The following is a 23,700-nucleotide window of genomic DNA, read 5'->3' on the forward strand; positions in this document are numbered from 1 at the left end:
CCCGGGAGATCTGTTTGACTGCGATGGTGACACCCCCTCAGGTCTCGTCCCCTGCGGACGAGCACCCACCCGTCGACCGGGTCCGCGAGCACGAGCGTGCACTCGAGCAGGCGCGGACGGCGTATGCCGCCCTGCCGCCCGACCGGCCGGTCCGCCTCGCCAAGCGCACCTCGAACCTCTTCCGCAACCGGACCGCCCACGACTCGCCGGGGCTGGACCTGTCAGCGTTCCGCGGCGTCGTGGAGGTCCGCCCCGGCCTCGACGGCGCTCCCGCGACCGCGCTCGTCGGCGGCCTGACCACCTACGAGCAGCTCGTCGACGAGCTGCTCCCCCACGGCTACGTCCCCCTCGTCGTCCCGCAGCTGCGGACCATCACCATCGGCGGGGCGGTGACCGGGCTCGGCATCGAGGCGTCGTCGTTCCGCAACGGGCTGCCGCACGAGTCGGTGCAGCAGCTGCGGATCCTCACCGGCGACGGGCAGGTCGTGACGGCCACCCCCGACGGCGAGCACGCCGACCTCTTCCGCGCCTTCCCCAACTCCTACGGCTCGCTCGGCTACGCCCTCGACCTCGTCATCGAGCTCGAGCCGGCCCGTCCGTTCGTCGCGCTGCGCCACGTCCGGTTCGACTCGGTGGCGGCGCTCGCCGACGCGGTCGGCGACGTCATGACGACGCGAGCGTGGGACGGGGACCGGGTCGACTTCGTCGACGGTGTCGTCTTCGGGCCGACCGAGGCCTACCTCAGCCTCGGCCGCTGGAGCGACCACCTCGAGGGGCAGGCCCGGCCGAGCGACTACACCGGCGAGCACGTCTTCTACCGCTCGATCCAGCAGCGCCGCACCGACGTGCTCACCGCGCACGACTACCTCTGGCGCTGGGACACCGACTGGTTCTGGTGCAGCCGAGCCTTCGGGGCCCAGAACCCGACGGTCCGCCGCCTGTGGCCCAGCCGCCTGCTGCGCAGCGACGTCTACTGGAAGATCGTCGCGTTCGAGAACCGGCACCGCGTCATGGGCCGCCTCGACCGGCTCCGTGGGCTGCCCGACCGCGAACGCGTCGTCCAGGACGTCGAGATCCCGCTCGACCGCACGGCCGAGTTCGTCGACTGGTTCCTGCGCGAGGTGCCGATCGAGCCGGTCTGGCTGTGCCCGATCCAGCTCCGCGGAAGCGGGTACGGAGCCGAGGGTGATCACCCGACCCGGACCGGCGACGCCCCGTGGCCGCTCTACCCGATGCGCCCCGGTGAGCGCTACGTCAACGTCGGCTTCTGGTCGACCGTCGCGATCGAGCCGGGGGCGCGCGACGGAGACGTCAACCGCCGGATCGAGGCCGAGGTGACCCGGCTCGGCGGCCACAAGTCGCTCTACTCCGACGCGTACTACGACGAGGCCACCTTCGCCGCCCTCTACGGAGGCACGGCATACGACCCCGTCAAGCGCAGGTACGACCCGAGGGGACGGTTCCCCACTCTCTACGAGAAGGCGGTGCAGGCTCGATGACATTGACCGTGGGACAGGCATTCGACCGCGTGTTCGGCCCCGAGGCCCCGGTGCGGGTCGTCGCGTGGGACGGCTCCGAGGGCGGGAGCCCCGACGGGCTCGTGCTGCGCCTGACCGGCCCCGAGGCGCTCAACCACATCCTCACGGCGCCGGGCGACCTCGGTCTCGCCCGCGCCTACCTGCTCGGTGACCTCGTCATCGACGGCATCGACGAGGCGGACCCGTACGAGGTGCTGCGCGTCATCGGCGACGGCCTGACGCCGCGACGGCCGACCCGGCACGACACCGTCGAGCTGGCCCGGTTCCTCGCCCACCACCGTCCGCACCCGCCGGCCCTCCCGGCCGAGGAGACCCCGAGCCAGCTGCGGCGCATGGCCCAGGGCCTGCGCCACGGCAAGGCCCGCGACGCCGCCGCGATCAGCCACCACTACGACGTGTCCAACGCCTTCTACGAGCTGGTGCTCGGGCCGTCGATGACCTACACGTGCGCCTGCTTCCCGACCGACGAGTCCTCGCTCGAGGAGGCGCAGGCCTACAAGTACGACCTCGTCGCGAAGAAGCTCGGGCTGCGTCCCGGCATGCGGCTGCTCGACGTCGGCTGCGGCTGGGGCGGCATGGTGCGGCACGCCGTCAAGCACTACGGCGTCACGGCGCTCGGCGTGACCCTCTCGCGCGAGCAGGCGACGTGGGCGCAGGCCGCCATCGAGGCCGACGGCATCGGCGACCGCGCCGAGGTCCGGCACGGCGACTACCGCGACGTCACCGAGCGCGGCTTCGACGCGATCAGCTCGATCGGCCTGACCGAGCACATCGGCGTCGGCAACTACCCGGCCTACTTCCGGTTCCTGCGCGAGCGGCTGCGCGACGAGGGCCGGCTGCTCAACCACTGCATCACGCGGCCCGACAACCGGCACGCCGGCCTGCCGCCCCGCGGCTTCATCAACCGCTACGTCTTCCCCGACGGCGAGCTCACCGGCAGCGGCGACATCGTGCGCATCATGGAGGACGAGGGCTTCGAGGTGCGCCACCACGAGAACCTCCGCGAGCACTACGCCCGCACGTGCGCCGCGTGGAACGCCAACCTCGCGAAGAACTGGGAGGAGTGCGTCGAGCTCGCCGGCCTGGGCACGGCGCGGGTGTGGGGCCTCTACCTCGCCGGGTCGCGCCTCGGCTTCGAGCGCAACGGGATCCAGCTGCACCAGGTCCTCGCGTCACGCACGAGCACGGAGGGGGTGTCGGGCTTCCCGCTGCGGCCGCGCTTCGAGCCCGCCGACGGCTGACACCCGCACCCACCGTCCGACACCGGCGCCTGACGGCGAGGTCGTATGCCGTCAGGCGCGGTCAGTCGGCCGACGCGGCCCGGGCGCGCCCGCTGACCACCGCGGCGCCCACGATGATGACGATGGCCGCCGCCCACGCGAGCGTGACGGCGCCCGTGCCCAGTCCGAGACCGCCGCGGGCCACCGAGACGCCCATCCAGTCGGCGACCGACGCCCCCAGGGGACGGGTGATGACGTAGGCGGTCCAGAACGCGGCGACCGCACCGAGGCCGAGGCGCAGGTGCGCCACCGCCGGCACGGCGAACGCCACGGCGAAGAGCACCGCCGAGCCGAGGTAGCCCAGCCCCAACGTGACCGCGGTGAGGTCGCCGGCCGCGGTGCCGAGGGCGAAGGTCGTCAGCACGGTGGCCCAGTAGAAGAGCTCGCGGCGGGTCGTGTCGATGCTGTGCACCGACAGCGTGCCCTCGGTGCGGTGCCAGAGCCAGAGCACGAGCGCGAGGGCCACGGCGAACGCGACGGTCGACACGGCATACGGCACCCCGAGGCCGACGTGGGCGACGTCGGCGGCGACGGTGCCGAAGACGCTCACCATGGCGACCGTCGTCCAGTAGAGCCACGGCACGTAGCGCCGCGCGGAGAGCTGGCCGGCCAGCGCCGCGACGAGGGCGATGCCGGAGAGGCCGACCGCGATGACCGGGCCGATGGTGTGCGCGAGGTAGTCCGAGGCCGTCTCGCCCATGCCCGTCGTCAGGATCTTGAGCACCCAGAAGAGGACCGTGAGCTCGGGGACCCGCGCCAGGTGGCCCGGTCGCGCCAGCGGCGTGGCCGTCGCGGGGTGCGCGGTCGGCTCGGTCTGGGGCTCGGTCTGGGGCTCGGTCTGGGGCTCGGTCTGGGGCTCGGGAGCGGTCACGGCGACGATGGTGCCAAGCGCACTTGGACGTTTCCTGACACGGGCGCGGGGTCTGCCGCCCTCGGGGACGGGTCAGCCCTGACCGCCGAGGTCGACGTCGTACGCCTCGTAGACGAGGTCGCCACCCTTCTGCCGGTGCCGGACGAGGCGTCCCAGGAGCACGGTGAGCTCCTCGCGGAAGACGGGCAGGTCGGCCATCGTGCCGCCGTGCTCGAGGACGGCGAGGTAGCCGTGGATGGCCTCGCGGAGGTCCCGGTGCTCGCCGAGGAGCCGTTCGACCCGCCCCGAGAGGCGCGGTGCGCTGTGCCGGGCGCGGTCGTAGATGCCGCCGGGGCTCTCGGTCAGCGCGACGTGGTCGTCGAAGTCGTGGGCGAGCTCGGCGAGGGCCGCCCTGACCCGCTCGCGCCACATCCCGCCGCGGGCGATGGGGGCCTCGAGCGCGAGGTCGACGGCGGCGACGGACTCGCGCAGCTCGGAGCGGTGCCGACGGACCCGGTCGAGGTGGAGGGCCAGCTCGAGGGCACTGTCGACCTGGATGGCATCTGGCTCGACGTTCATGGCGCACGCGTTCATGGCTCGACCTCCGTGCCCTCCATGGTCGCGCTGCGAGGCCCTGCCCGTCCAGAGCGCGGGAGGTTCCGTCCGATGGTCGTCACGGATTCGGTCGAGCAATACCCCCTGGGGTATACTCCGAGCATGGACCACATCATCATCGGCGGTGTCGCCGGCGGCATGAGCGCGGCCACCCGGCTGCGCCGGCTCGACGAGGACGCCCACATCACCGTCATCGAGCGCAGCGGACACGTGTCCTTCGCCAACTGCGGCCTGCCCTACCACGTCGGCGGCCTCATCGAGGATCGCGAGTCCCTGCTGCTGCAGACCCCCTCCTCGCTCGGGCGCCGCTTCGGCCTCGACGTCCGCGTCGGCACCGAGGCCGTCCGGATCGACCGCGAGCGCCGCGTCGTCGTCGTGCGCGAGCTCGCGACGGGCACCGAGTCGGAGCTGCCCTACGACCACGTGCTGCTCTCTCCGGGAGCCCGGCCGGTGCGGCCTCCGATCCCCGGGATCGAGCGCGCCCTGTCGCTGCGTGACATCGAGGACACCGACGCCCTCGTCGCGGCCAGCCGACCGGCCCGGACCGCCGTCATCATCGGCGGTGGCTTCATCGGTCTCGAGCTCGCCGAGAACCTCACCCACCGCGGCATCGCCGTGACCGTCGTCGAGGCCACCGACCAGGTCATGGCGCCCCTCGACCCCGAGATGGTCGCCCCGGTCCACGACCACCTGCGCGCGAGCGGCGTGACCCTGCGGCTCGGCTCCGCGGTGACCGCCATCGGGCGCGACACCGTGACGCTGTCGACGGGCGACGAGGACGCACCGGTCGAGGAGGTCCGGGCCGACCTCGTCGTCGCCGCGGTCGGCGTGCGCCCCGACACCCGGCTGGCCGTCGACGCCGGGCTCGACACGGGACCGCTCGGCGGCATCCTCGTCGACAGCCGCTTCCGCACGAGCGACCCCCGCATCCTCGCCGTCGGCGACGCCGTCGAGAAGCGCGACGCCCTCGACGGCGAGCAGGTGCTCGTGCCCCTGGCCAACACCGCGAACCGGCAGGGCCGCATGGCCGCCGACATCATGGCCGGACTGCCGGCCCACGACCGACCGGTGCTCGGCACCGCCATCGTCGGCGTCTTCGGGCTGCAGGTCGCGACGACCGGCTGGAACGAGAAGCGCCTGGTCGCCTCGGGCCGTCCGCACCGGGTCATCCACACGCACCCGGCCTCGCACGCCACGTACTACCCGGGAGCCGAGGGCATGAGCCTCAAGCTGCTCGTCGACCGCGACACCGACGCGATCCTCGGAGCCCAGGGTGTGGGCCGCGAGGGTGTCGACAAGCGCATCGACGTCATCGCCACGGCCATGGCGGGCGGCATCTCGGCGAGCGCCCTGGCCGACCTCGAGCTCGCCTACGCGCCGCAGTTCGCCTCGGCCAAGGACCCGGTCAACCTGCTCGGCTACGTCGCGGACAACCTCCGCACCGGGCTCGCCCGCTCGATCCAGTGGCACGAGCTCGACGAGGCCGTCGCCGACGGCGCGGTGCTCGTGGACGTGCGCACCCGGGAGGAGCACGACTCGGGGGCCATCCCGGGAGCGGTGCTCGTGCCCGTGGACGAGCTGCGCCAGCGCCTCGAGGAGATCCCGGCCGGGCCGGTCGTCGTGCACTGCGCGGTCGGGCAGCGAGGACACGTCGCGGCGCAGGTGCTCACGCACGCCGGGCGCGAGGTGCGCAACCTCGACGGCGGCTACCGCACGTGGCTCGCCGGCACGAGCGCCCGCGAGCTCGTCGCCGTGGCCTGAGCCCGGCAGCCCGGCGGCCCGGCGGCCCGGCGGCCCGGCGGCCCGACGGCTCAGGCCAGGGAGAGGAAGAGCTTCTCCATCTGGGCGACGTCCATCGTCTCGCCCTCGGGGTTGGTGATGCACTCGCGCAGCCCCGTGGCGATGACGGCGAAGCCGGCACGGTCGAGGGCCTTGGAGACGGCGGCGAGCTGGGTGACGATGTCCTTGCAGTCGCGACCCTCCTCGATCATCTTGACGATGCCGCCGATCTGGCCGCGGGCGCGGTTGAGGCGACGGATGACGGACTGCATCTCGTCGAGGTCGAGCTCCACGGCATCCTCCTGGGGTCGTTGCCGGACGCCTCATGATACCCCCTGCCGTATGCCGCGTGCTGGCCCCGACCGCACGGCGTGAACTCAGCTCGAGCGGGGGGCGTACATGATGAGGCCGACGCCGACGAGGCACACGAGCGCGCCCGCGACGTCCCACCGGTCGGGCCGGAAGCCGTCGACGGCCATGCCCCACAGGAGCGAGCCCGCGACGAAGACCCCGCCGTAGGCGGCCAGGATGCGACCGAAGCTCGCATCGGGCTGCAGGGTCGCGACGAAGCCGTAGAGGCCGAGGGCCACGACGCCGGCGCCGGCCCACACCCAGCCGCGGTGCTCTCGAACCCCCTGCCAGATGAGCCAGGCCCCGCCGATCTCGGCGACGGCGGCGAGCACGAAGAGGACGATGGAGCGGGCGACGTTCACGGGCTCATCGTCGCACCGGCCCCGCACCGGATCGGCGCGAGGCCTCAGAGGTCTCCCGCGGCGCGGCGCTCCCGGTCGCTGCGCAGGATGCAGAACTCGTTGCCCTCGGGATCGGCCAGGACGACCCATCCCCGTCCGTCCTCGGTCCGGCAGTCCTGCACGACGGCGGCGCCGAGCCCCACCACACGCTCCACCTCGTCGTCGCGCGGGCGGTCCGTCGGTCGCAGGTCGAGGTGGACGCGGTTGCGCCCCTGCTTGGCGTCCGCGACCTCGATGAAGAGCAGCCGGTGCGACTCGTCGGGCGAGAGGATCATGCACTCCTCGTGCCCCGGCAGGTTCGGGTCGGCCGGGTCCTCGTGGTAGCCGAGGAGGTCGGCCCACCACAGCGACTGGGCGTGGGCGTCGAGGGCGTTGACGGTCGTGTGCGAGAGCTCCAGAGCCATGGGGACATCCTGCTGAGCGCAGCCCTGCCACCGCCACCGGGTTGTCGGGTTGTCGGCGCAGCCCGTCCGCGCGGCCGGGAACAGGCCGCCCCGCAGCGCGAGCGTCAACCATGGTTGACGCAGGCGCATGGGCGGCCTACCGTGTCAACAGAGGTTGACATCAGGAGAGGCGCCGCGATGACCCGGGAGGTCGACGACATGCTGGAGCTGGCCCGCGCCACGGGCGACGACGACCCCCGCGCCGCCCTGGCGGCCGCACGCGAGCTGCGGCGCACGGCCGACCGCACCGAGGCCGCCGTGGTGCGCCGCGCGCGGCTGCAGGGACTGGCGTGGGCCGAGATCGCCGAGCAGCTCGGCGTCAGCCGCCAGGCCGTGCACCAGAAGTACGGGCGACGCTAACGCGGGCGTGCCGCGCCCTCAGCCCTCGCGACGCAGCACGACGACGGTGTCGAGCGCGACCCGCTCGCCCTCGTCGGTGTCGACCGGACGCTCCCGGATGCCCGACCGCTCCACGGTGACGGGCAGGCCCTCGGCCCGGTCGACCACCTCCTCGGGGTCGTAGAGGACGGCGCGCTCGCTCGGGCCGCCCCACCCCTTGGCCAGGTTGCGACCCGCGTGCCCGATGACGACGACGAGGCCTCCGGGGCGCACCGCCTCGACGGCGGCCCGCAGCGCCTGCCTCCACTCGTCCGGGGGCAGCTGGAGGTAGCAGAGCAGCGCGAGGTCGTAGGCGCCCGGGCCACCGGGCGCCTCCTGCGTGGCGTCCGCGACGAGCGCGGTGAGGTGACCCGAGTCGTCACCCAACCGGTCGGCCGCGAGCGAGCCCATCCGCTCGACGGCGACCGTCGAGTAGTCCGCGGCGACGACCGTCCAGCCCTGCTCGACCATCCAGATGGCGTTGCGGCCCTCGCCCGCCGCGAGGTCGACGGCGTGACCCGGCGCGAGCGGGCCGATGATCTCGGCGACGAAGCGGTTCGGCTCGACCGACCACACGAGGTCGCGCGCGGCATACCTCTCGTCCCAGGCGCTCGCGTCCACGGTGGCTCTCCTCGTCTCGGGGCAGGGCGGGGACCGTCGGAGACGACCCGAATCCCATTGTGTCGTGGCAGGTCTCGTGCGTCACGATCCGTCCACGGTCGCGCGCCGCACGCGTAGCGTGGAGAGCGGAGAGGCACCCGTCATGAATGTCCTGATCGTCCACGAGTCCATGTTCGGCAACACCCGCCAGATCGCGTCGGCCATCGCCGAGGGGGTGCGCGCGGGCACCACTCCCGGCGGTGAGGTCCGGGTCGTCCACGTCGACGACGCCCCCACGGCCATCGGTGACGACGTCGACCTGCTGCTCGTCGGCGGGCCCACGCACGGGCTGAGCATGACGCGTCCGCAGACCCGCGAGGACGCGACGTCCAAGGGAGCCGCGCCGGCTCGCGAGGGCGTTCGTGAGTGGATCGCCGAGGTGACGCCGCGGCGCGGGCTGCCCGTCGTCACCTTCGACACCCGCGTGCACGTGAAGCTGCTTCCCGGCTCGGCGGCGAACGCTGCCGCTAAGGCCCTGCGGCACCGCGGGTTCGACGGGGCCGAGCGCGGCGAGACCTTCTGGGTCGAGGGCGTGGCCGGGCCCGTGCTCGAGGGGGAGCTGGAGCGCGCCCGGGAGTGGGGCGCGACCCTGGCGACCCGCGTCTCGCACGGCGTCGCCTGACGGACGTCAGCCGGCCGCGTCGGCCGCGTCGGCCGAGTCGGAGGTGCCCGGACCGTCGAGGGAGTCGAGCCACGGCTGGAGGTGTCCGAGCACGTCCTCGGGCGCCTCGAGCTGCGGCGTGTGCCCCATCCCGTCGAGGTATGCCGTGCGCCAGGTCGGGTTGAGCCGTGCCGCCCGGCGGGCGGCCGAGACGGGCACGAGCCGGTCCCGCGTGCCGTGGATGAGCAGGACCGGGGCGCGCAGGTCGCGCATGATCCGGTCGTACTCACGCCGTCCGCGCAGCACGCGCAGCAGCGAGCGCGCCGCGCCGAGGAACTCGGACTCGGGGTCCGGGAGCGAGCGCCGCCAGGCCGCGAGCTCGATGCCGGCCTCCACGACGTCCCGGTCGGCCCGCGACGGGTCGGCGAAGCACAGCGCCACGGTGCCGAGCACGCGCTGGCGGTCGCTGAAACGCGAGTTGTAGCGGGTCAGCACCAGCTCGCCGACCCGCGGCACGGCATACAACGCGAAGGTGGCGGCGACCTGGGGGTCGGGGCGGGCCCCGGGGTTCGGCAGCGCCGGGTCGACGAGCGCGAGGCCGACGACCTGCTCGGGGCGGCGGTCGGCGAGCAGCAGGCTCACCATGCCGCCCATCGAGTTGCCGACGAGGACCACGGGCTCACCCACGACCTCGTGGACGAAGCGGCTCAGCAGGGCCGCGTTGTGGTTGACGCTCGTGTCCCGCCCGAGCGCCGGCGTCAGGCCGAAGCCGGGCAGGTCGAGGGCGACGACGCGGCGGTGCTCGGCGAGCGCCGGCGCGATGCCGACCCAGTTGAGGTGCGAGCCGCCGAGGCCGTGCACGAGCACGACGGGCGGTGCCGAGGAGGCCTCCGGGCCGCCGAAGTCGACCCAGTGGACCGGACCGTCGAGGTCGACGGTCCGGTCGACGCCACCCCACGGGGAGGCGAGGGCGACAGGCCTGGTGGACGGCAGCGACGTCATGGACGCAGGTTACCGCCGGTCAGGTGGAGCACCGTCTGCCGGATGCACTCGGGCCTCCGGCAGACGGTCGGACGGTCGCACGGCCGGTCAGGCGGCTCGGTCAGGCGTCGCGGCGGCGCAGGCGGATCGCCGCGAGAGCCAGCACCACGGCGGCATACCCGCAGAAGATCGCGAACCCGGTCCACGGCGCGAAACCCGCCGGGTCGGGGTGCACGTGGGTGACGGTCTGGCCGACCGTGCTGGGGAGGTACCGGTCGATCGGGTCGGACCAGGACGTCGGCAGGAAGCGCACGATGATCGGAAGGACGAACAGCACCCCGAAGAGGGCGGAGATGCCACCGGCGGTGTTGCGCAGCAGAGCCCCCAGGCCGAGCCCGAGGATCCCGACCACGGTGAGGTAGAGCGCGGCCCCGACGACGGCTCGCAGCACCCCGGGGTCACCGAGCCCCGCCTGCAGCTGCTTGGCCTGCAGGATCGACTGGCCGATGACGAAGGCACCGAACACGGCGGGCACCATGACGGCGAGGGTCGCGGCGGCGAAGACGGCGGCCTTGGCCCAGAGCACCGGCAGGCGCGCCGGGACGGCGGCGAGGGTCGCCCGGATCATGCCCGTGGCGTACTCCCCCGTCATGAGCAGGACACCCAGGACCCCGATGGCCAGCTGCGCGAGGAAGATGCCGGCCAGGCTGCGCGAGGTGGGGTCGAAGGCGGCTGCCTCGCGCACGTCGCGCGGCGGCCAGTGGGCGACGGTCACCGAGGGCACGAGGACGGCGAGGCCCACGACGAACACGACGGCGGCGAGGAGGGAGAAGACGGTCGAGCGCAGCGAGCGGAGCTTGGTCCACTCGGAGAGGACGACCCGGGCCTGGGTGACCTTCGTGGGGCTCGAGGTGCGCGGGGGGACCGCGGCGTTCGTGGTCGCGGCGGTCATCGGTTCGCTCCGGCGGTCGTGAGTGCGCTGCGGCTCTCGGGGGTCGTGGTGCCGTGGTACTCGACGGCGTCCTTGGTCAGGTCCATGAACGCCTCCTCGAGGGAGGTCTGCTGGGCGGCGAGCTCGAGCAGCGTGATGCCGGCGCGGCCGGCGGCGACGCCGATCTGGTCGGTGCTGAGGCCGCTCACCTCGAGGGCGTCCCCGCCGGTGGCCTCGACGGTCACGTCGGGATCGGCGAGCAGGGTCGCCAGCGCCTCGGGGTCGGTGGTCCTGACGCGGACCCGGTTGCCGGACGAGCGGGCGATGAAGTCCTGGACGCTCGTGTCGGCGATGAGCCGGCCGCGGCCGACGACGATGAGGTGCTCGGCCGTCTGGGCCATCTCGCTCATCAGGTGCGAGGAGACGAACACCGTGCGGCCCTCGTCGGCCAGCGACTTGAGCAGCGTCCGGATCCACCGGATGCCGTCGGGGTCGAGCCCGTTGACCGGCTCGTCGAGGATGATCGTGCGAGGGTCGCCGAGCAGCGCCGAGGCGATGCCGAGCCGCTGCCCCATGCCGAGCGAGAAGGTCCCGGCCCGCTTCTTCGCGACGTCGCCGAGGCCGACGAGCTCGACGACCTCGTCGACGCGACGCCGCGCGATGCCCGCGGTCTGAGCGAGGGCCAGCAGGTGGTTGTAGGCGCTGCGCCCCGTGTGGATCGACCTGGCCTCGAGGAGCGCTCCCACCTCGTGCAGCGGTGAGCTGTGCTCGCGGTACGGCTTGCCGTTGACGAGGACGCTCCCGGACGTCGGGGCGTCGAGGCCCAGGATCATGCGCATCGTCGTGGACTTGCCGGCACCGTTGGGCCCGAGGAAGCCGGTGACCACCCCCGGGCGGACCGTGAAGGTCAGGTCGTCGACGGCGGTCTTGTGGCCGTAACGCTTCGTGAGACCCCGGGCCTCGATCATGGGCAGCTCTTTCGTCGGTGGGGGCGAGCGCCGGGAAACCCTGCCGGAACGGACGCGACACGGGGACCGAGGCCCGACCGGGAGCGCAGGTGCGCGTCGAGCGGACAGACCAGTGCAGGATGCCGAACGCGCCTGTGCGCCCGCTGGGGCCCACGGTCGCGAGGGCTCCGCGCACGCGCACCGGCTCGCGACGCACGGGCACGGGGCGTGGACGATGCTCGGCTCAGGCCTCGCCCTCGGAGTCCTCCTCACGAGCGGGGGCAGCCACGGAAGCCGCGCGCCGGTGCAGGTCGGCGTGCTGCAGCCGCATCAGCCAGGGTTGCACGACCGCCACCGCGACCAGGATGGACGCGCCAGCGAAGACCACGGATGCGATGACGTCACTCAGGTAGTGCACCCCGAGGTAGAGCCGCGAGAGCGCGACGACGGCCACGACGGGCACCCCGATCATCCAGGCGGCGCGCGTGGACCGACCGGCGAGCGCCAGGGCGGCGACCACGGCGAAGAGCGCTCCCGCCGCGAAGGCGGTGTGGCCGCTCGGGTAGCTGTCGGCGGCGGTCTCGCTCACGAGGGCGTGCACGGCGGTGGCCGGGGGCCGAGTCCGCTGGACGAGGAGCTTGCCCACCTCGACCGAGAACCACCCCACCGCGGTCAGCATCGCGACGGTCGTCGCCACGAACCTGCTGCGCACCCAGATCGTCGCGCAGACCACCACGAGCAGCACCGGCGCGACGAGCGTCCCGAGCAGGAGGTTGACGGCCAGGGCGAGATCGGTCAGCGCGGCATCCCGATGGTGCGAGATCGAGACGTCGAGGCCGAGCTCGCCGGTCCGCGCGGCGCCGAGCTTCGTCACCATCACCCCGACGGCGAGGGCGGCGACCAGAGCGACGAGGCCGGCCAGGGCCGCTGCCAGCCGTCGAGTGCGACGAGCACGGCCGAGCCCCGTCGTCAGGGGGCCGGTTCCGGGCTCCGTTCCTTCGTGGACCGTCGTGCGCATGAGTCACTTCCTGGAGTCGATCGAGGCTCCATGGTGACGTCGGGATCCTGAGCACAGGCTGAGCGACCGCGCCGGTTCCGGCGGGCGCGTCGCGCCGGCCGGCGCTCAGCGCCGGCTCAGGCGCCGAGACCTATCCTCGGACCATGACGACGACAGGACTGGGATGAGGGTTCTGGTGGTGGAGGACGAGAGGGCCCTCGCCGACGTCGTTCGCCGTGGACTGACACGCGAGGGCTTTGTCGTCGACGTGGTGCACGACGGTCAGGACGGCCTGTGGGCCGCCAGCGAGACGGTCTACGACGTCATCGTCCTCGACATCATGCTGCCCAGGCTCGACGGCTACCAGGTCATCGCGCGCCTGCGTCAGGCCGGCGTGTGGACACCGGTGATGATGCTGACGGCCGTCGACGGGGAGCACGACCAGGCGGAGGCCTTCAACCTCGGGGCCGACGACTACCTGACCAAGCCGTTCAGCTTCGTGGTGCTCGTCGCGCGCCTGCGGGCCCTCATCCGGCGCGGTGCGCCCGAGCGTCCCGTGGTGATGACGAACGGGTCCCTGTCGCTCGATCCCGTCCGCCGCCGAGTCACGCGCTCCGGGACCGAGATCGCACTGACGCCCAAGGAGTTCGCCCTGCTGACCTTCCTGATGCGACACCCCGGGGAGGTGGTCACGAAGACGGCGATCCTCGAGGCCGTCTGGGACCCCGCCTACGACGGGGACATGAACATCGTCGAGGTCTACGTCGGTTACCTGCGGCGCAAGATCGACGTGCCCTTCGGGGTCGCGACCATCGAGACGGTGCGCGGCGCGGGCTACCGGCTGCTCGAGCCCGACCGCGACTGAGCCTCGGTGGGCGTCATTCCCGTCGGTCGCCCTCGGGCAGCGGCAGGGTGAGCCGGAGGCTCGCTCCTCCGAGCGAGGACGCACCCGCCTCGAGCGTCCCACCGTGCGCCCGTGCGAGCTCGCGAGCGATCGCGAGGCCGAGGCCCGCACCACCGGAATGGCGCGACCTGCTCTCGTCGAGCCGGACGAAGCGCTCGAAGACCCGCTCCCGCTCGGGCAGGGGTATGCCGGGTCCGTCGTCGTCGACGCAGACGACCGCGCTACCGTGCCTCCGTGAGACCGTGACCGCCACGACGTCTCGTGCATGCCTGGCTGCGTTGTCGAGGAGGTTGCGCAGGACCTGTTGGAGCTGGTGGTCATCGCCCGTCACCCGCAGGGGAACGTTCTCGAGGCGGACGGTCAGCGACGTCAGCTGCCGAAGGCGTGCGACCTCCTGGTCGACGAGGTCGTCGAGGTCGACGTCCCCCCGGCTCACCGTGAGGGCGTGGTCGTCGGCTTGGGACAGCAGCAGGAGGTTCTCGACGAGTCGGCTCATCCGCTCGGTCTCGGACCGCAGGATCGGGTCGAGCTCCTCCCAGGACGTGTCCGGGTCGCCGGGGCTGACGACGTCGAGAGACGCGCGGATCGTCGCGAGGGGCGAGCGCAGCTCGTGACTGGCGTCGGAGACGAAGCGCCGTTGGGCGCGCTGGGAGGCTTCCAGCCGGCCGAGCATGGAGTTCATCGTCACGGCCAGGTGGGCGATCTCGTCCTGGGTGGGAGGTACCGGGACCCGGTCGTCGAGTCGCGACGCGCTGGTCCGCTCGACCTGGCTGCGGATCGCCTCGACCGAGCCGAGGGCTCGACCGACACGCCACCACGTGGTCATGGCGGTCAGGGCGACGAGCATGGGCAGCGCGACGGCCAGCAGGATCGCCGTCGTGCGCACCGCCTCCTCGGGCGCCCCCTGGGACGCCTGCCCGACCACGACGTAGGTGGCCCCCGCGTGGTCGACGGAGCGGGCGACGACCAGCGGGTCCTGCAGGTCGTCGGGCAGCGGGAACGACGAGCGCCCACTGACGACGGTCTCCCCCACGGCCGGACGCGTGGTCGTGAGGGGGAGCGCACGCGAGGGCCTCGAGGTGTAGACCACCCTGGAGACGCCCTGGTCGTGGCTGATGACCTGGACGAGGACGTCCTCGGGCCGTTCCCCGCGCTCGCTTCCTGCCAGCCCGCTCGCGCCATCCCGGGCCACCACCTGGGCGTCCTCCTCGACCACCGAGGTGACGCTGTCCTGCAGGGTCCGGGTGAGCGCACCCTGGAGGACCAGGACCAGGACCGCACCGCCGAGGAGCAGGGCGATGGCCACCACCGCTGCGGCGGCGACCGTCGCCTGCCCCCGGACTCCGAGCGGTAGGCGGAAGGGTGCCCTCATCTGGCCCCTCCCTCGCTCGACGGCATCTTTGACCTGATCCACGACTTGCTCGATTGTGCCCGTCGCCGCGGCTACTGCTTCTTGTCGAGGGCGGCGATCGTCGACTGGAGCGCGTGCAGCGCGGTCAGGCTCGACGCCTGCGACGGCGGGTTGGCGCGCACCGCGGTGAGGGCTCCGTCGATCGCGGAGTCCATCGTGTGCCAGTCGTCGGGGGAGGCAGGCTTCATGGCAGCCTCACCGTCGTCCCAGGCCACCTCGAGGTCCTTGATCCGAGCGGTGGCCCCGGCGAGGTCGTCCTTCTTCGTCTTCGCCGCGACGTCGTCGACGATCACCGCGAAGGGTCGCAGGTCGCCGATGGGAGAGGTCGCGTCCGCCTCGAGCGGGTCGACCCGGCCAGAGCCCGATCCCGACCGGGTGGCCGGGGTCGCCGCGGCAGGAACCGCCGCGGGAGCGAGGGCCGTGGCCGCCGCGACGACCGCGACGGCACCGGCGGCCGCCCAGACGTAGTCGCGTCGCGGGCTGACGGCCGGGGTGTCTCCCTTGGCTCGGATCCCGTGACGGTTGACGTTGACCTGCTCGCGCCCGACGAGCACGACGATGACGGCGAGGAAGAGCAGGCTCGTGACGCTCGCGCCCAGTCCGAAGCCGCCGAAGTCGCGACCCTGGGTCAGCAGGTCCCCGAGCGAGGCCCCGAGCGGGCGCGTCAGGACGTAGGCGATCCAGAAGGCGAGCACCGTGCTGAGCCCGAGGCGGCGAGCGGCCCAGACGGCGAGGATGAGCCCCCCGAAGATCAGGGCCCCGTTGCGGAATCCGAGGGAGAGGGCCTCCGTCGCCAGGTCCCCGCCTGCGGTCCCCAGGGCGAAGGTCGTGAGGATCGCGCCCCAGTAGAAGCGCTCGCGACGGGGCGTGTCGATCGCGGTGATGGCCAGGGTGCGCTCCTGACGCCACCACACGGTGAACACGACGGCGAGCACGACGGCGAAGACTGCCGTGCTGACGTAGAGGCTCACGCCGAGGATGTCGGTGAAGAAGTCGGTGATCTGGGTGCCGACGATGCTCACGAGGATGACCGTCGTCCAGTAGAGCCAGGGCACGAGTCGCCGCGTGCGCAGCTGTGCCACCAGGGCGATGACGAGCAGGGTCGCCATCGCGCCGTCGGTCACCAACGGACCGAGGCCGACCTGGACCGTCAGGTAGTCGGCGAAGGTCTCACCGATCGTCGTCGACAGGATCTTGATGACCCAGAACGTGGCAGTGATGGCGGGCACCTTGTTGAGCAGCCGTGGCGTCACGCTGGTGCGCACCGTGCTGGTCAAGGTCGATGTCGGGGCATCGGGCATGGAGGACATTCCTTTGCGGGTGGGGTCGAGCGGCCGGTCGTCCACCGGCGGGCGTGAGGTCCGCTCACCGCCCTGACGTGGACACGGGACAGCCACTCAGGGCGTTCCTGCGTCGACGACCCTGTCGCGTCGACCCTGAGGCCACGCTGAGAGAGCGTTCCGAAGGGCCGCCTCCCGGCAGGGACACTCGTCCTGGCGTCCGGGTCATGACCGGAGGCCGGTGCCCCCGAGGCCCCCGTCGCCGGTGGCGTCAGCGCGGGCGCGCAGGTGGCGCGCCTGCGCCGCGTTGTCGGTCAGCCGCGCCGCGTGCGCCCAGGCGGCCCTCGCCTCGTCCCGTCGTCCGAGCCGGTCGAGCAGCTCCGCCCGCACCACGTGGAACGGGGCGTATGCCGTGAGGTCGAGGCCGTCGAGCAGCCCCAGTGCCACGTGGGGACCGTCGAGCTCGGCCACGGCGACGGCCCGGTTGAGACGCACGACGTCGGTGGGTCTCAGAAGCAGCAGATGGTCGTAGAGCGCGACGACCTGGGACCAGTCGGTGTCGGCGGCGTCGGTGGCGTCGGTGTGCACGGCGTTGACCGCGGCCTGCAGCTGGTAGGGTCCGGGAGCGTTGCGCCGCAGGCACCGGCGCACGAGCGCCTGCCCCTCCGCGACGAGGTCGGCGTCCCACCGGGACCGGTCCTGGTCCGGGAGCAGCACGAGGTCTCCGACCGCGTCGGTGCGTGCCGGTCGCCGGGCCTCGGTCAGCAGCATGAGGGCCAGCAGGCCCAGCGCCTCCGGCTCGTCCGGCATGAGCTCGGCGAGCTGCCGGGCCAGCCGGATCGCCTCGGCCGCGAGGTCGGGGCGGTCGAGACCGTCGCCGGCCGAGGCCGTGTGACCTTCGGTGAAGACGAGGTAGAGCACCGCCAGCACCGACGACAGCCGAGCCGGGAGGTCCTCGTCGCGGGGCACCCGGTAGGGGATGCCGGCGGTGCGGATCTTGCTCTTGGCCCGCACGATCCGTTGGGCCATCGTCGACTCGGGCACGAGGTAGGCGTGGGCGATCTCCGCGGTCGTCAGGCCGCCGAGCAGCCGCAGGGTCAGGGCCACCTGGGCCTCGCGGGAGAGCGCCGGGTGGCAGCAGGTGAAGACCAGTCGTAGACGTTCGTCCTTCACGGGTCCCTCCTCGTCCGGCTCGTGCGTGCCACGGCCCGGGTCGACCGCCTGCAGCGCGACCGCCGCGGCCTGGCGCGCCTCACGGGTGGACTCGCGCCGGAGGCGGTCGATGGCCCGGCGGCGAGCGGTCGTGATGATCCACCCGGCCGGGCTGGGCGGCATACCTTCTCGGGGCCACCGCTCGACGGCCACGGCGAACGCGTCCTGCACGGCGTCCTCGGCGAGGTCGATGTCGCCGAGAGCCCGGATGAGCACGGACACCGCGCGCCCGTGCTCGGCACGGAAGACGCGCGCGATGTCCGCGCTCGTGACCCTCATCGCCCGACCGTCACGGCTCAGTGGTCGGTCGGGACCTGGCCCGGGTCGTCCCGGTCGACGAAGGGACGCACCTCGACGGGCAGGCCGGTGGCTCCGGCGATCCGCTCGGCCCAGCCGAGCACGACGTCGTAGTCGTCGGAGCGGACGATGGAGAAGCCGCCGAGGTGCTCCTTCGCCTCCACGAAGGGGCCGTCGGTGAGCACGGCGTCGGCGACGGCGTCGCGCTTGCGGATCGTCGTGGCGCTGGCCTGGTCACCCAGACCGCCGGCGAACACCCAGCTGCCCGCCGCGCGGATGTCGTCGTTGACGGCCTCGAGGTCGGCCATGATCCGGCCGAGGTCGGCCTCTCCGGGGGGCGGCCCGTCGGGCGAGAACAGGGAGATGAGGTAGGTCTTCACGGTGGTCTCCTCCGTGCCGGTGGTCACCGGCGGTTCGGGGGCGCACCGTCCGTGCGCCCTTCGCCGTCTACACGAACGCCGGGACCCCGGATCGACACCTCTCCCGAGACGTCTTCGCCGTCATCCTCGTGGCCGCCGCTCGACGAGCCCGACGAGGTTGCCCTCGGAGTCGACGACGAAGGCCATCCACTCGTCGGTGTCGGCAGGCCCGAGGGTGTCGTCGTCGTGGCCGAAGATGACGTGCGGCTCGCTGCGCACCTCGACTCCGGCGGCCAGGAGCCGCTCGACGGTCGCATCGAGGTCGTCGACGCCGAGGTAGTGCAGGGCGCTCGGCGCCCCTCGGTCGAGGAGCAGCCGGATGCCGCCGAGGTCGAAGAAGACGAGCCCCGGCGGGTCGTAGGACGCGAGCGGTTCCGTGCCGAGCAGGTCACGGTAGAACGCGGTGGCCCGGCCGAGGTCGTCGGCGTGCTGGGCGATCTGGACGAGTCCCATGCCCGGCACGCTAGCCCGGCCTGCGAGGCCCGTCGAGACATCGCGTTCACATCCCGGCCGAGCGCAGGCCCGACTGCCACTCGATGAGGTCGCCGATCTTGGACGAGACCTGGTGTCCGTCGACGAGTCCGTTGGCCTTGCCGCGCGCCGTCTGCAGCGCGCGCAGGGCCGCGTTGCGGTCGCCGGCGTCGGCTGCCGCCTCGGCGGACGCGAGCCGCTCCTCGATCTGGGCCGCCAGCGTCCGGGTGCGGATCGAGCCGTTGTCGGACGCGGCGAGCAGCCCCGAGACCTCGGAGAACGTCACACAGTCGCCGCCGCCACTCACCCTGCCGGCGGTCCACTCGATGCCGCCCTTGAGGTGCTCGAGGAAGTCCGGGTCGGAGTAGGAGGAGTCGACGTGACCGGCCCCCTCGTACCAGGACCGACCGCCCTCGACGTTCTGGCACCACGAGATCGGGTGGTCGGCGCCCATCCGGCCCCCGCTGTAGGTCGACTCGTCGAGCGTCAGCAGGACGCGAACGGACCCACGCGGGTTCGACGTGAAGTTGTACCACTCGTTTAACCGGACCCACGTCCGCGGCAGGTGCTCGGTCGAGGGGTGCGTCGGGTCCTCGACCCGCATCGTGGCCGTCTGCTGCGCCGGGTGGTTGACGAACCGGGCCCCGCCGCCCGAGAGCTTGCTGTACCAGGGCACCGTGTGCATGGTGTCGGTCGCCGCGTGCAACCCGACGTAGCCTCCTCCGCCGCGGATGTAGCCCTGGAACGCCGCGAGCTCCGAGTCGTCGAGCAGCCGGGGCGTCGACGGGTTCAGGCCGTTCGTGTTGTCGACCGGCGAGGCGAAGACGATCGTCGCGTACTTCGACAGGTTCTCGCTGCTCGTGAAGGGCGTGCTCGTCATGGTCAGGTCGGGCTGGCCCGGTGAGCCGGGTCCCCACCAGCCGCCGGAGCTGTTGGGCGGGTCCCAGACGTCGACGGTGAAGCCGCCCTGTCGGCCCAGGTCGATGATGGCGTGCGTCGTCTCGTCGATGTGGGAGTGGCGGAAGCCCAGCGTCTTGCCGACGACGAGCACCTGGTACTGGTCGCCCGTGGGGGTCGCGCCGCCGCGTGTCGTGTCGGCGGCGCCGGCAGAGGCTGCGCCGGACCCGAGCACGAGCGCCGCGAGGCCCGTCAGGGTCCCGAGCAGTCGTCCCGGACCGACACGTCGTCGTGTCGCTGTCATCGTTGTCTCCTCGTGTGAGTTGCCCTGTCGTGCCCCGGCGGGGTCGCCGAGGCGTCCCCTGAGCCGTGGACCACGGCTGAGGGGAGGCTGGTGCGTCCCGGTCAGTCCTTGCTGCTGCTGAAGGCGGCGTCGAACGCCGCGTCCGGCTTGTCGAAGTTCAGGGCCCGAACGAACTCGAGCGCACCCGGGGCGCCGACGAGGCGGTCCATGCCCGCGTCCTCCCACTCGATGCTGATCGGGCCGTCGTAGCCGATGGCGTTGAGGGTGCGGAAGCAGTCCTCCCACGGCACGTCGCCGTGGCCGGTCGACACGAAGTCCCAGCCCCGGCGCGGGTCGCCCCACGGCAGGTGCGAGCCGAGACGACCGTTGCGGCCGTTGCCGATCCGCTTGCGGGTGTCCTTGCAGTCGACGTGGTAGATCCGGTCCTTGAAGTCCCAGATGAAGCCGGCGGGGTCGAGGTCCTGCCACACCATGTGGCTCGGGTCCCAGTTGAGGCCGAACGCCTCGCGGTGCCCGACGGCCTCGAGCGTCGCCACGGTGCTCCAGTAGTCGTAGGCGATCTCGCTCGGGTGCACCTCGTGGGCGAACCTCACCCCGACCTCGTCGAAGACGTCGAGGATCGGGTTCCAGCGGCGGGCGAAGTCGGCGTAGCCGGCCCGGATGACGTCGTCGCCCACCGGCGGGAACATCGCGACGTACTTCCAGATCGCGGAGCCCGTGAAGCCGATGACGGTGTCGACGCCGAGCTTCGCCGCCGCGCGGGCGGTGTCGGCCATCCGCTCGGCCGCGCGCTGGCGCACGCCTTCCGCGTCGCCGTCGCCCCACACGGACGCCGGCAGGATGTCCTGGTGCCGCTGGTCGATGGGGTCGTCGCAGACGGCCTGCCCGACGAGGTGGTTGGAGATCGCCCAGACCTCGAGCCCGTGCCGCTGGAGGATCTCGCGCCGCGACTCGATGTAGCCGTCCTCGGTGAGGGCCCGGTCGACCTCGAAGTGGTCGCCCCAACACGCGATCTCGAGACCGTCGTAGCCCCACTCCCCCGCGAGGCGACACACCTCCTCGAAGGGCAGGTCGGCCCACTGTCCGGTGAAGAGCGTGATCGGTCGTGCCATCGTGGATCTCCTTGCTGCTGTGAGGTGCTGGGGTGTGCTGTTCAGTGGGTCGGGGCAGCGGCGACGGCGATCCCAGCGGCCTCGAGCACGAGGTCGTGGACATCCGCTGCCGCCACCGTCTCACGCCGCAGGCTCGCGTCGGAGGCGATGACGACGGGGCCGTCCACGGGGTCGGCGGGCAGTCGTCCGTGGCTGCCACGCACCCACCGCGGGTCGAGCGGGACGACCTTCATCGCATACCGCAGGCCGAGCTTCTTGCGCACGAGACCGAGCCCGGCGCGCGCCTTCGCCGACCGGTCGGCGGGGTCGAAGAAGAGCTCGGCGGGGTCGTAGCCCGGCTTGCGGTGGATCTCCACGCCGCGCGCGAAGTCCGGCGCCCGCTCGTCGTCGAGCCAGTAGTAGTACGTGAACCACGCGCGCGGCTCGGCGACGAGGACGAGGTCACCACTGCGCTCGTGGTCGAGGCCGAGTTCCGCCTGGGCCGCTCGGTCGAGCACCTGGTCGACGCCGGGCGTCGCCTCGAGCAGGGTACGGACCTCGTCGAGCCGATCGGCGTCCCTGACGTAGACGTGCGCGACCTGGTGGTCGGCCACGGCGAAGGCCGTCGACGCCCACGGGTCGAGGTACTCCATCCTCGCCTGGGTGTGGACCTCGAGCAGGCCGGCCCGCCGCAGCACCCGGTTGACGTCGACGGGCTGGTCGACGGCCGTGATGCCGTACTCGCTGACGACGAGGACCCGGACACCGAGCCGCTCGGCGTCGTCGAGCAGTGGCGCCAGGGCGTCGTCGAGCTCGCGGGCGGCGGCCCGCGCCTCGGGCGACTCGGGGCCGAAGCGCTGCAGGTCGTAGTCGAGGTGCGGCACGTAGGACAGCGTCAGGTCGTGCTCGGGCAGCAGGATCCGGGTGGCCTCGATGATCCAGCGGGACGAGGCGATCGACGCGGTCGGGCCCCAGTAGTGGAAGAGCGGGAAGTCCCCGAGCCGGTCGACGAGCCGGTCGTGCAGGGCCGCCGGACGGGTGTAGCAGTCGGGCGACTTGCGGCCGTCGGCGTGGTAGACCGGGCGCGGCGTGACGATCGAGTCGACGTCCATGCCCATGGCGTACCACCAGCAGACGTTCGCGACCCGAGCCCCGGGGTGCGCCCGGCGCAGGGCGTCCCACACCTTCTCGCCCTCGACGAGCGCGTTGTGCTGCCGCCACAGGAAGACCTCGCCGAGGTCGCGGAAGTACCAGCCGTTGCCGACGGCTCCGTGCTCGGCGACAGGGCGTCCGGTGAGCATCGTCGACTGCACCGAGCACGTGACGGCCGGCAGCACGGTCTCGAGCGAGGCCTGCCAGCCGGACCCGGCGAGCCGGGAGAGGCGCGGCATGTCCGCGAGGGCGCGTGGCGTCAGGCCGACGACGTCGAGGAGGAGGACCCTGTCGGGTGCTGTGGGCTGGTTCATGCGGTCTCCTTGAGTCCGAGGTCGATGAGCGTGTCGCGCAGCCAGGCGAGCTCGCCGGCGATGCTGACCGCGAGGGCTGCGTCGTCGCTCGGGCGCACCGCCTCCGGGACGACCGTCCACGTGTAGGTCTCGACCTCGAGGTGGTCGGTGAGCGCGGCCTCCCCGCCGACGAGCACGTCGAGGGAGTGGCGAAGGTCGTCGGTCGTCGCCGCGAGAGGCGCCTCTGGCGCGTGGCCGAGCGGCACGTGGAAGTGGACCCGCCAGGGCTGCTCCGTGCCTCCCGGGCACGGGTCGAGGGGGCGTATGCCGTCGAGGGCGTCCCCGAGGTCGTCACGGGCGCGCAGCTGCCCGCCCTCACCCTGGTGGCCAGGCGAGCGGGTCTGGTGGAGGAAGCGCTTCTCGTCGAAGGCGGCGAGCGCGTCGCGGGTGGCGTCGTCGCCGGGGTGCTCGACGTGCAGCGCGGCGGAGACCTGCGCCTTGACGATGCGCCGGCCGGCCGACGTCAGCCGGGGCACGGCGACGGCGGCGTCCTCGAAACCGACGGCGAGGTGGCACAGGTCGAGGCACGTCCCGAGCACGTCCTCGTCCCGGCCCTCCATCCGTTCGACGAGGTCGGTCGTCGTCTCGATGACGCAGCCGGGCTCGGGCTCGAGCCCGACGCGGATCTCGCGGCCCGTGCGCTCCCGCTGGGTGTGCAGGTGGTCCGCCAGGCGGTCGAGCTGCTCGGTGGCGAGCACCTGCCGGTCACCGAACCAGGGGTGGCGCCAGCCGAGCGGGAGCGTCGAGATGCTGCCGCGGGCCGCGTCGTCCGGCAGCAGGCGGGCCAGCACCTCGATGAGGTCCGTCGTGTAGGCCAACCGGGCCGGCTCGGTCCAGTCGGGGTGGTAGACGCGGTGCTTGACCACCTTGTCCTGGAAGCCACGGTAGGGGAAGCCGTTGAGGGTGACGACCTCGAGGCCGCGGGCGTCGAGGGCTGCGCGGAGCCGGTCGGTCTCGCGCGGGTCGTCGGCGAGACCGCGGGCCACCGGGGCGCTGAGCCAGAGTCCCAGCCCGAGCAGGTCGGCGCCGAGGTGGTGGCGCACGGGCAGGGCGAAGCGGTCGAGCTGGCCGATGATCGTCTCGAGGTCCTCACCCGGGTGGACGTTGGTGCAGTACGCGACGTGGACGGTCTGCCCGTCGGCGTGGAGCAGTCGCAC

25 protein-coding genes are annotated in these 23,700 nt (G+C 72.7%); 6 read left to right on the forward strand and 19 right to left on the reverse strand.

Features of this window, described 5'->3' with window-relative positions:
* The first annotated feature begins 26 nt into the window (after positions 1-26).
* Positions 27-1,499 carry an FAD-binding oxidoreductase gene (locus TAE01_RS06940; protein ID WP_246111192.1) on the forward strand — a complete coding sequence of 491 codons (1,473 nt, stop codon included), beginning with the start codon at positions 27-29 and terminating at the stop codon, positions 1,497-1,499.
* Between the two features lie 8 nt (positions 1,500-1,507).
* Positions 1,508-2,779: an SAM-dependent methyltransferase gene (locus TAE01_RS06945; RefSeq protein ID WP_147064788.1), complete on the forward strand. Its 1,272-nt coding sequence runs from the start codon at positions 1,508-1,510 to the stop codon at positions 2,777-2,779.
* Positions 2,780-2,840: 61 nt separating this feature from the next.
* On the opposite strand, the gene TAE01_RS06950 is transcribed toward TAE01_RS06945, so the two are convergent.
* Both TAE01_RS06950 and TAE01_RS06955 read right to left on the reverse strand, forming a co-directional pair.
* The gene (locus TAE01_RS06950; protein WP_246111193.1) at positions 2,841-3,689 is read right to left on the reverse strand and encodes a COG4705 family protein; all 849 of its coding nucleotides are present in this window, start codon (positions 3,687-3,689) and stop codon (positions 2,841-2,843) included.
* Positions 3,690-3,761: 72 nt separating this feature from the next.
* The gene (locus tag TAE01_RS06955) at positions 3,762-4,247 is read right to left on the reverse strand and encodes a hemerythrin domain-containing protein (protein ID WP_246111194.1); all 486 of its coding nucleotides are present in this window, start codon (positions 4,245-4,247) and stop codon (positions 3,762-3,764) included.
* A 138-nt stretch (positions 4,248-4,385) separates the two neighbouring features.
* Here TAE01_RS06955 and TAE01_RS06960 point away from each other — a divergent pair, with 138 nt between their 5' ends.
* Positions 4,386-6,044, forward strand: a complete 1,659-nt coding sequence (locus tag TAE01_RS06960; protein ID WP_147064792.1) for an FAD-dependent oxidoreductase — start codon at positions 4,386-4,388, stop codon at positions 6,042-6,044.
* A 50-nt stretch (positions 6,045-6,094) separates the two neighbouring features.
* Here the strand turns inward: TAE01_RS06960 and TAE01_RS06965 are convergent, their stop codons facing one another.
* From TAE01_RS06965 to TAE01_RS06975, 3 genes are all read right to left on the reverse strand, one after another.
* Positions 6,095-6,355 carry a metal-sensitive transcriptional regulator gene (locus tag TAE01_RS06965; RefSeq protein ID WP_030201220.1) on the reverse strand — a complete coding sequence of 87 codons (261 nt, stop codon included), beginning with the start codon at positions 6,353-6,355 and terminating at the stop codon, positions 6,095-6,097.
* A gap of 84 nt (positions 6,356-6,439) precedes the next feature.
* On the reverse strand, positions 6,440-6,775 hold the full coding sequence (locus TAE01_RS06970) for a YnfA family protein (RefSeq protein ID WP_147064794.1): 336 nt from the start codon (positions 6,773-6,775) through the stop codon (positions 6,440-6,442).
* Positions 6,776-6,819: 44 nt separating this feature from the next.
* Entirely contained in the window at positions 6,820-7,218 is a 399-nt protein-coding gene (locus TAE01_RS06975) for a VOC family protein (protein ID WP_147064795.1), read from the reverse strand.
* Between the two features lie 177 nt (positions 7,219-7,395).
* On the opposite strand from TAE01_RS06975, the gene TAE01_RS06980 reads away from it, so the two are divergent.
* A complete protein-coding gene (locus TAE01_RS06980) occupies positions 7,396-7,617 on the forward strand; it encodes a sigma factor-like helix-turn-helix DNA-binding protein (RefSeq protein ID WP_186815078.1) in 222 nt (73 codons plus the stop codon).
* 18 nt (positions 7,618-7,635) lie between these two features.
* Here the strand turns inward: TAE01_RS06980 and TAE01_RS06985 are convergent, their stop codons facing one another.
* Positions 7,636-8,256 (reverse strand): class I SAM-dependent methyltransferase, encoded by a 621-nt coding sequence (locus TAE01_RS06985; RefSeq protein WP_147064798.1) that lies wholly within the window; start codon positions 8,254-8,256, stop codon positions 7,636-7,638.
* A 142-nt stretch (positions 8,257-8,398) separates the two neighbouring features.
* On the opposite strand from TAE01_RS06985, the gene TAE01_RS06990 reads away from it, so the two are divergent.
* On the forward strand, positions 8,399-8,917 hold the full coding sequence (locus TAE01_RS06990; protein WP_147064800.1) for a flavodoxin family protein: 519 nt from the start codon (positions 8,399-8,401) through the stop codon (positions 8,915-8,917).
* A 6-nt stretch (positions 8,918-8,923) separates the two neighbouring features.
* Here the strand turns inward: TAE01_RS06990 and TAE01_RS06995 are convergent, their stop codons facing one another.
* The 4 genes from TAE01_RS06995 to TAE01_RS07010 form a co-directional block, all read right to left on the reverse strand.
* On the reverse strand, positions 8,924-9,898 hold the full coding sequence (locus tag TAE01_RS06995; RefSeq protein ID WP_147064802.1) for an alpha/beta fold hydrolase: 975 nt from the start codon (positions 9,896-9,898) through the stop codon (positions 8,924-8,926).
* Between the two features lie 100 nt (positions 9,899-9,998).
* Positions 9,999-10,829: an ABC transporter permease subunit gene (locus tag TAE01_RS07000; RefSeq protein WP_147064804.1), complete on the reverse strand. Its 831-nt coding sequence runs from the start codon at positions 10,827-10,829 to the stop codon at positions 9,999-10,001.
* Positions 10,826-11,776, reverse strand: coding sequence for an ABC transporter ATP-binding protein (locus TAE01_RS07005; protein WP_147064806.1), 951 nt, complete (start codon positions 11,774-11,776; stop codon positions 10,826-10,828). The genes TAE01_RS07000 and TAE01_RS07005 overlap by 4 nt, the downstream gene beginning before the upstream one ends.
* 223 nt (positions 11,777-11,999) lie before the next feature.
* Positions 12,000-12,773 carry a phosphatase PAP2 family protein gene (locus TAE01_RS07010; protein ID WP_147064808.1) on the reverse strand — a complete coding sequence of 258 codons (774 nt, stop codon included), beginning with the start codon at positions 12,771-12,773 and terminating at the stop codon, positions 12,000-12,002.
* 163 nt (positions 12,774-12,936) lie between these two features.
* Between TAE01_RS07010 and TAE01_RS07015 the strand changes: the two genes are divergently transcribed.
* Complete coding sequence (locus tag TAE01_RS07015; protein WP_147064810.1) at positions 12,937-13,617, forward strand: response regulator transcription factor; 681 nt, start codon at positions 12,937-12,939, stop codon at positions 13,615-13,617.
* 13 nt (positions 13,618-13,630) lie between these two features.
* Here TAE01_RS07015 and TAE01_RS07020 read toward each other — a convergent pair whose 3' ends face one another.
* From TAE01_RS07020 to eboE, 9 genes are all read right to left on the reverse strand, one after another.
* The gene (locus TAE01_RS07020; protein ID WP_147064812.1) at positions 13,631-15,028 is read right to left on the reverse strand and encodes a sensor histidine kinase; all 1,398 of its coding nucleotides are present in this window, start codon (positions 15,026-15,028) and stop codon (positions 13,631-13,633) included.
* A 71-nt stretch (positions 15,029-15,099) separates the two neighbouring features.
* Entirely contained in the window at positions 15,100-16,368 is a 1,269-nt protein-coding gene (locus tag TAE01_RS07025; RefSeq protein ID WP_147064814.1) for a COG4705 family protein, read from the reverse strand.
* A 204-nt stretch (positions 16,369-16,572) separates the two neighbouring features.
* Positions 16,573-17,838 (reverse strand): RNA polymerase sigma factor, encoded by a 1,266-nt coding sequence (locus tag TAE01_RS07030; RefSeq protein ID WP_147064816.1) that lies wholly within the window; start codon positions 17,836-17,838, stop codon positions 16,573-16,575.
* A 17-nt stretch (positions 17,839-17,855) separates the two neighbouring features.
* Positions 17,856-18,236 carry a YciI family protein gene (locus tag TAE01_RS07035; RefSeq protein ID WP_147064818.1) on the reverse strand — a complete coding sequence of 127 codons (381 nt, stop codon included), beginning with the start codon at positions 18,234-18,236 and terminating at the stop codon, positions 17,856-17,858.
* 120 nt (positions 18,237-18,356) lie between these two features.
* Positions 18,357-18,728: a VOC family protein gene (locus TAE01_RS07040; RefSeq protein ID WP_147064820.1), complete on the reverse strand. Its 372-nt coding sequence runs from the start codon at positions 18,726-18,728 to the stop codon at positions 18,357-18,359.
* Between the two features lie 46 nt (positions 18,729-18,774).
* The gene (locus tag TAE01_RS07045) at positions 18,775-19,947 is read right to left on the reverse strand and encodes a ThuA domain-containing protein (RefSeq protein WP_147064822.1); all 1,173 of its coding nucleotides are present in this window, start codon (positions 19,945-19,947) and stop codon (positions 18,775-18,777) included.
* 101 nt (positions 19,948-20,048) lie between these two features.
* A complete protein-coding gene (locus TAE01_RS07050; RefSeq protein ID WP_147064824.1) occupies positions 20,049-21,059 on the reverse strand; it encodes a sugar phosphate isomerase/epimerase family protein in 1,011 nt (336 codons plus the stop codon).
* Between the two features lie 41 nt (positions 21,060-21,100).
* Entirely contained in the window at positions 21,101-22,504 is a 1,404-nt protein-coding gene (locus TAE01_RS07055) for an alkaline phosphatase family protein (protein WP_147064826.1), read from the reverse strand.
* Positions 22,501-23,700, reverse strand: coding sequence for a metabolite traffic protein EboE (eboE, locus tag TAE01_RS07060; protein ID WP_147064828.1), 1,200 nt, complete (start codon positions 23,698-23,700; stop codon positions 22,501-22,503). Before eboE ends, TAE01_RS07055 begins: the two co-directional genes overlap by 4 nt.

It is taken from the genome of Terrabacter aerolatus, from assembly GCF_007991735.1.
In the GTDB taxonomy this organism is placed as follows: domain Bacteria; phylum Actinomycetota; class Actinomycetes; order Actinomycetales; family Dermatophilaceae; genus Terrabacter; species Terrabacter aerolatus.

Excerpts from the sequence above, each read along its gene's own strand:
- TAE01_RS06955 (WP_246111194.1), bottom strand. The coding sequence starts at position 4,247 with ATGAACGTCGAGCCAGATGCCATCCAGGTCGACAGTGCCCTCGAGCTG.
- TAE01_RS06960 (WP_147064792.1), top strand. The coding sequence starts at position 4,386 with ATGGACCACATCATCATCGGCGGTGTCGCCGGCGGCATGAGCGCGGCC.
- TAE01_RS06975 (WP_147064795.1), bottom strand. The coding sequence starts at position 7,218 with ATGGCTCTGGAGCTCTCGCACACGACCGTCAACGCCCTCGACGCCCAC.
- TAE01_RS06980 (WP_186815078.1), top strand. The coding sequence starts at position 7,396 with ATGACCCGGGAGGTCGACGACATGCTGGAGCTGGCCCGCGCCACGGGC.
- TAE01_RS06990 (WP_147064800.1), top strand. The coding sequence starts at position 8,399 with ATGAATGTCCTGATCGTCCACGAGTCCATGTTCGGCAACACCCGCCAG.
- TAE01_RS06995 (WP_147064802.1), bottom strand. The coding sequence starts at position 9,898 with ATGACGTCGCTGCCGTCCACCAGGCCTGTCGCCCTCGCCTCCCCGTGG.
- TAE01_RS07000 (WP_147064804.1), bottom strand. The coding sequence starts at position 10,829 with ATGACCGCCGCGACCACGAACGCCGCGGTCCCCCCGCGCACCTCGAGC.
- TAE01_RS07005 (WP_147064806.1), bottom strand. The coding sequence starts at position 11,776 with ATGATCGAGGCCCGGGGTCTCACGAAGCGTTACGGCCACAAGACCGCC.
- TAE01_RS07010 (WP_147064808.1), bottom strand. The coding sequence starts at position 12,773 with ATGCGCACGACGGTCCACGAAGGAACGGAGCCCGGAACCGGCCCCCTG.
- TAE01_RS07015 (WP_147064810.1), top strand. The coding sequence starts at position 12,937 with ATGAGGGTTCTGGTGGTGGAGGACGAGAGGGCCCTCGCCGACGTCGTT.
- TAE01_RS07020 (WP_147064812.1), bottom strand. The coding sequence starts at position 15,028 with ATGAGGGCACCCTTCCGCCTACCGCTCGGAGTCCGGGGGCAGGCGACG.
- TAE01_RS07025 (WP_147064814.1), bottom strand. The coding sequence starts at position 16,368 with ATGCCCGATGCCCCGACATCGACCTTGACCAGCACGGTGCGCACCAGC.
- TAE01_RS07030 (WP_147064816.1), bottom strand. The coding sequence starts at position 17,838 with ATGAGGGTCACGAGCGCGGACATCGCGCGCGTCTTCCGTGCCGAGCAC.
- TAE01_RS07040 (WP_147064820.1), bottom strand. The coding sequence starts at position 18,728 with ATGGGACTCGTCCAGATCGCCCAGCACGCCGACGACCTCGGCCGGGCC.
- TAE01_RS07045 (WP_147064822.1), bottom strand. The coding sequence starts at position 19,947 with ATGACAGCGACACGACGACGTGTCGGTCCGGGACGACTGCTCGGGACC.
- TAE01_RS07050 (WP_147064824.1), bottom strand. The coding sequence starts at position 21,059 with ATGGCACGACCGATCACGCTCTTCACCGGACAGTGGGCCGACCTGCCC.
- TAE01_RS07055 (WP_147064826.1), bottom strand. The coding sequence starts at position 22,504 with ATGAACCAGCCCACAGCACCCGACAGGGTCCTCCTCCTCGACGTCGTC.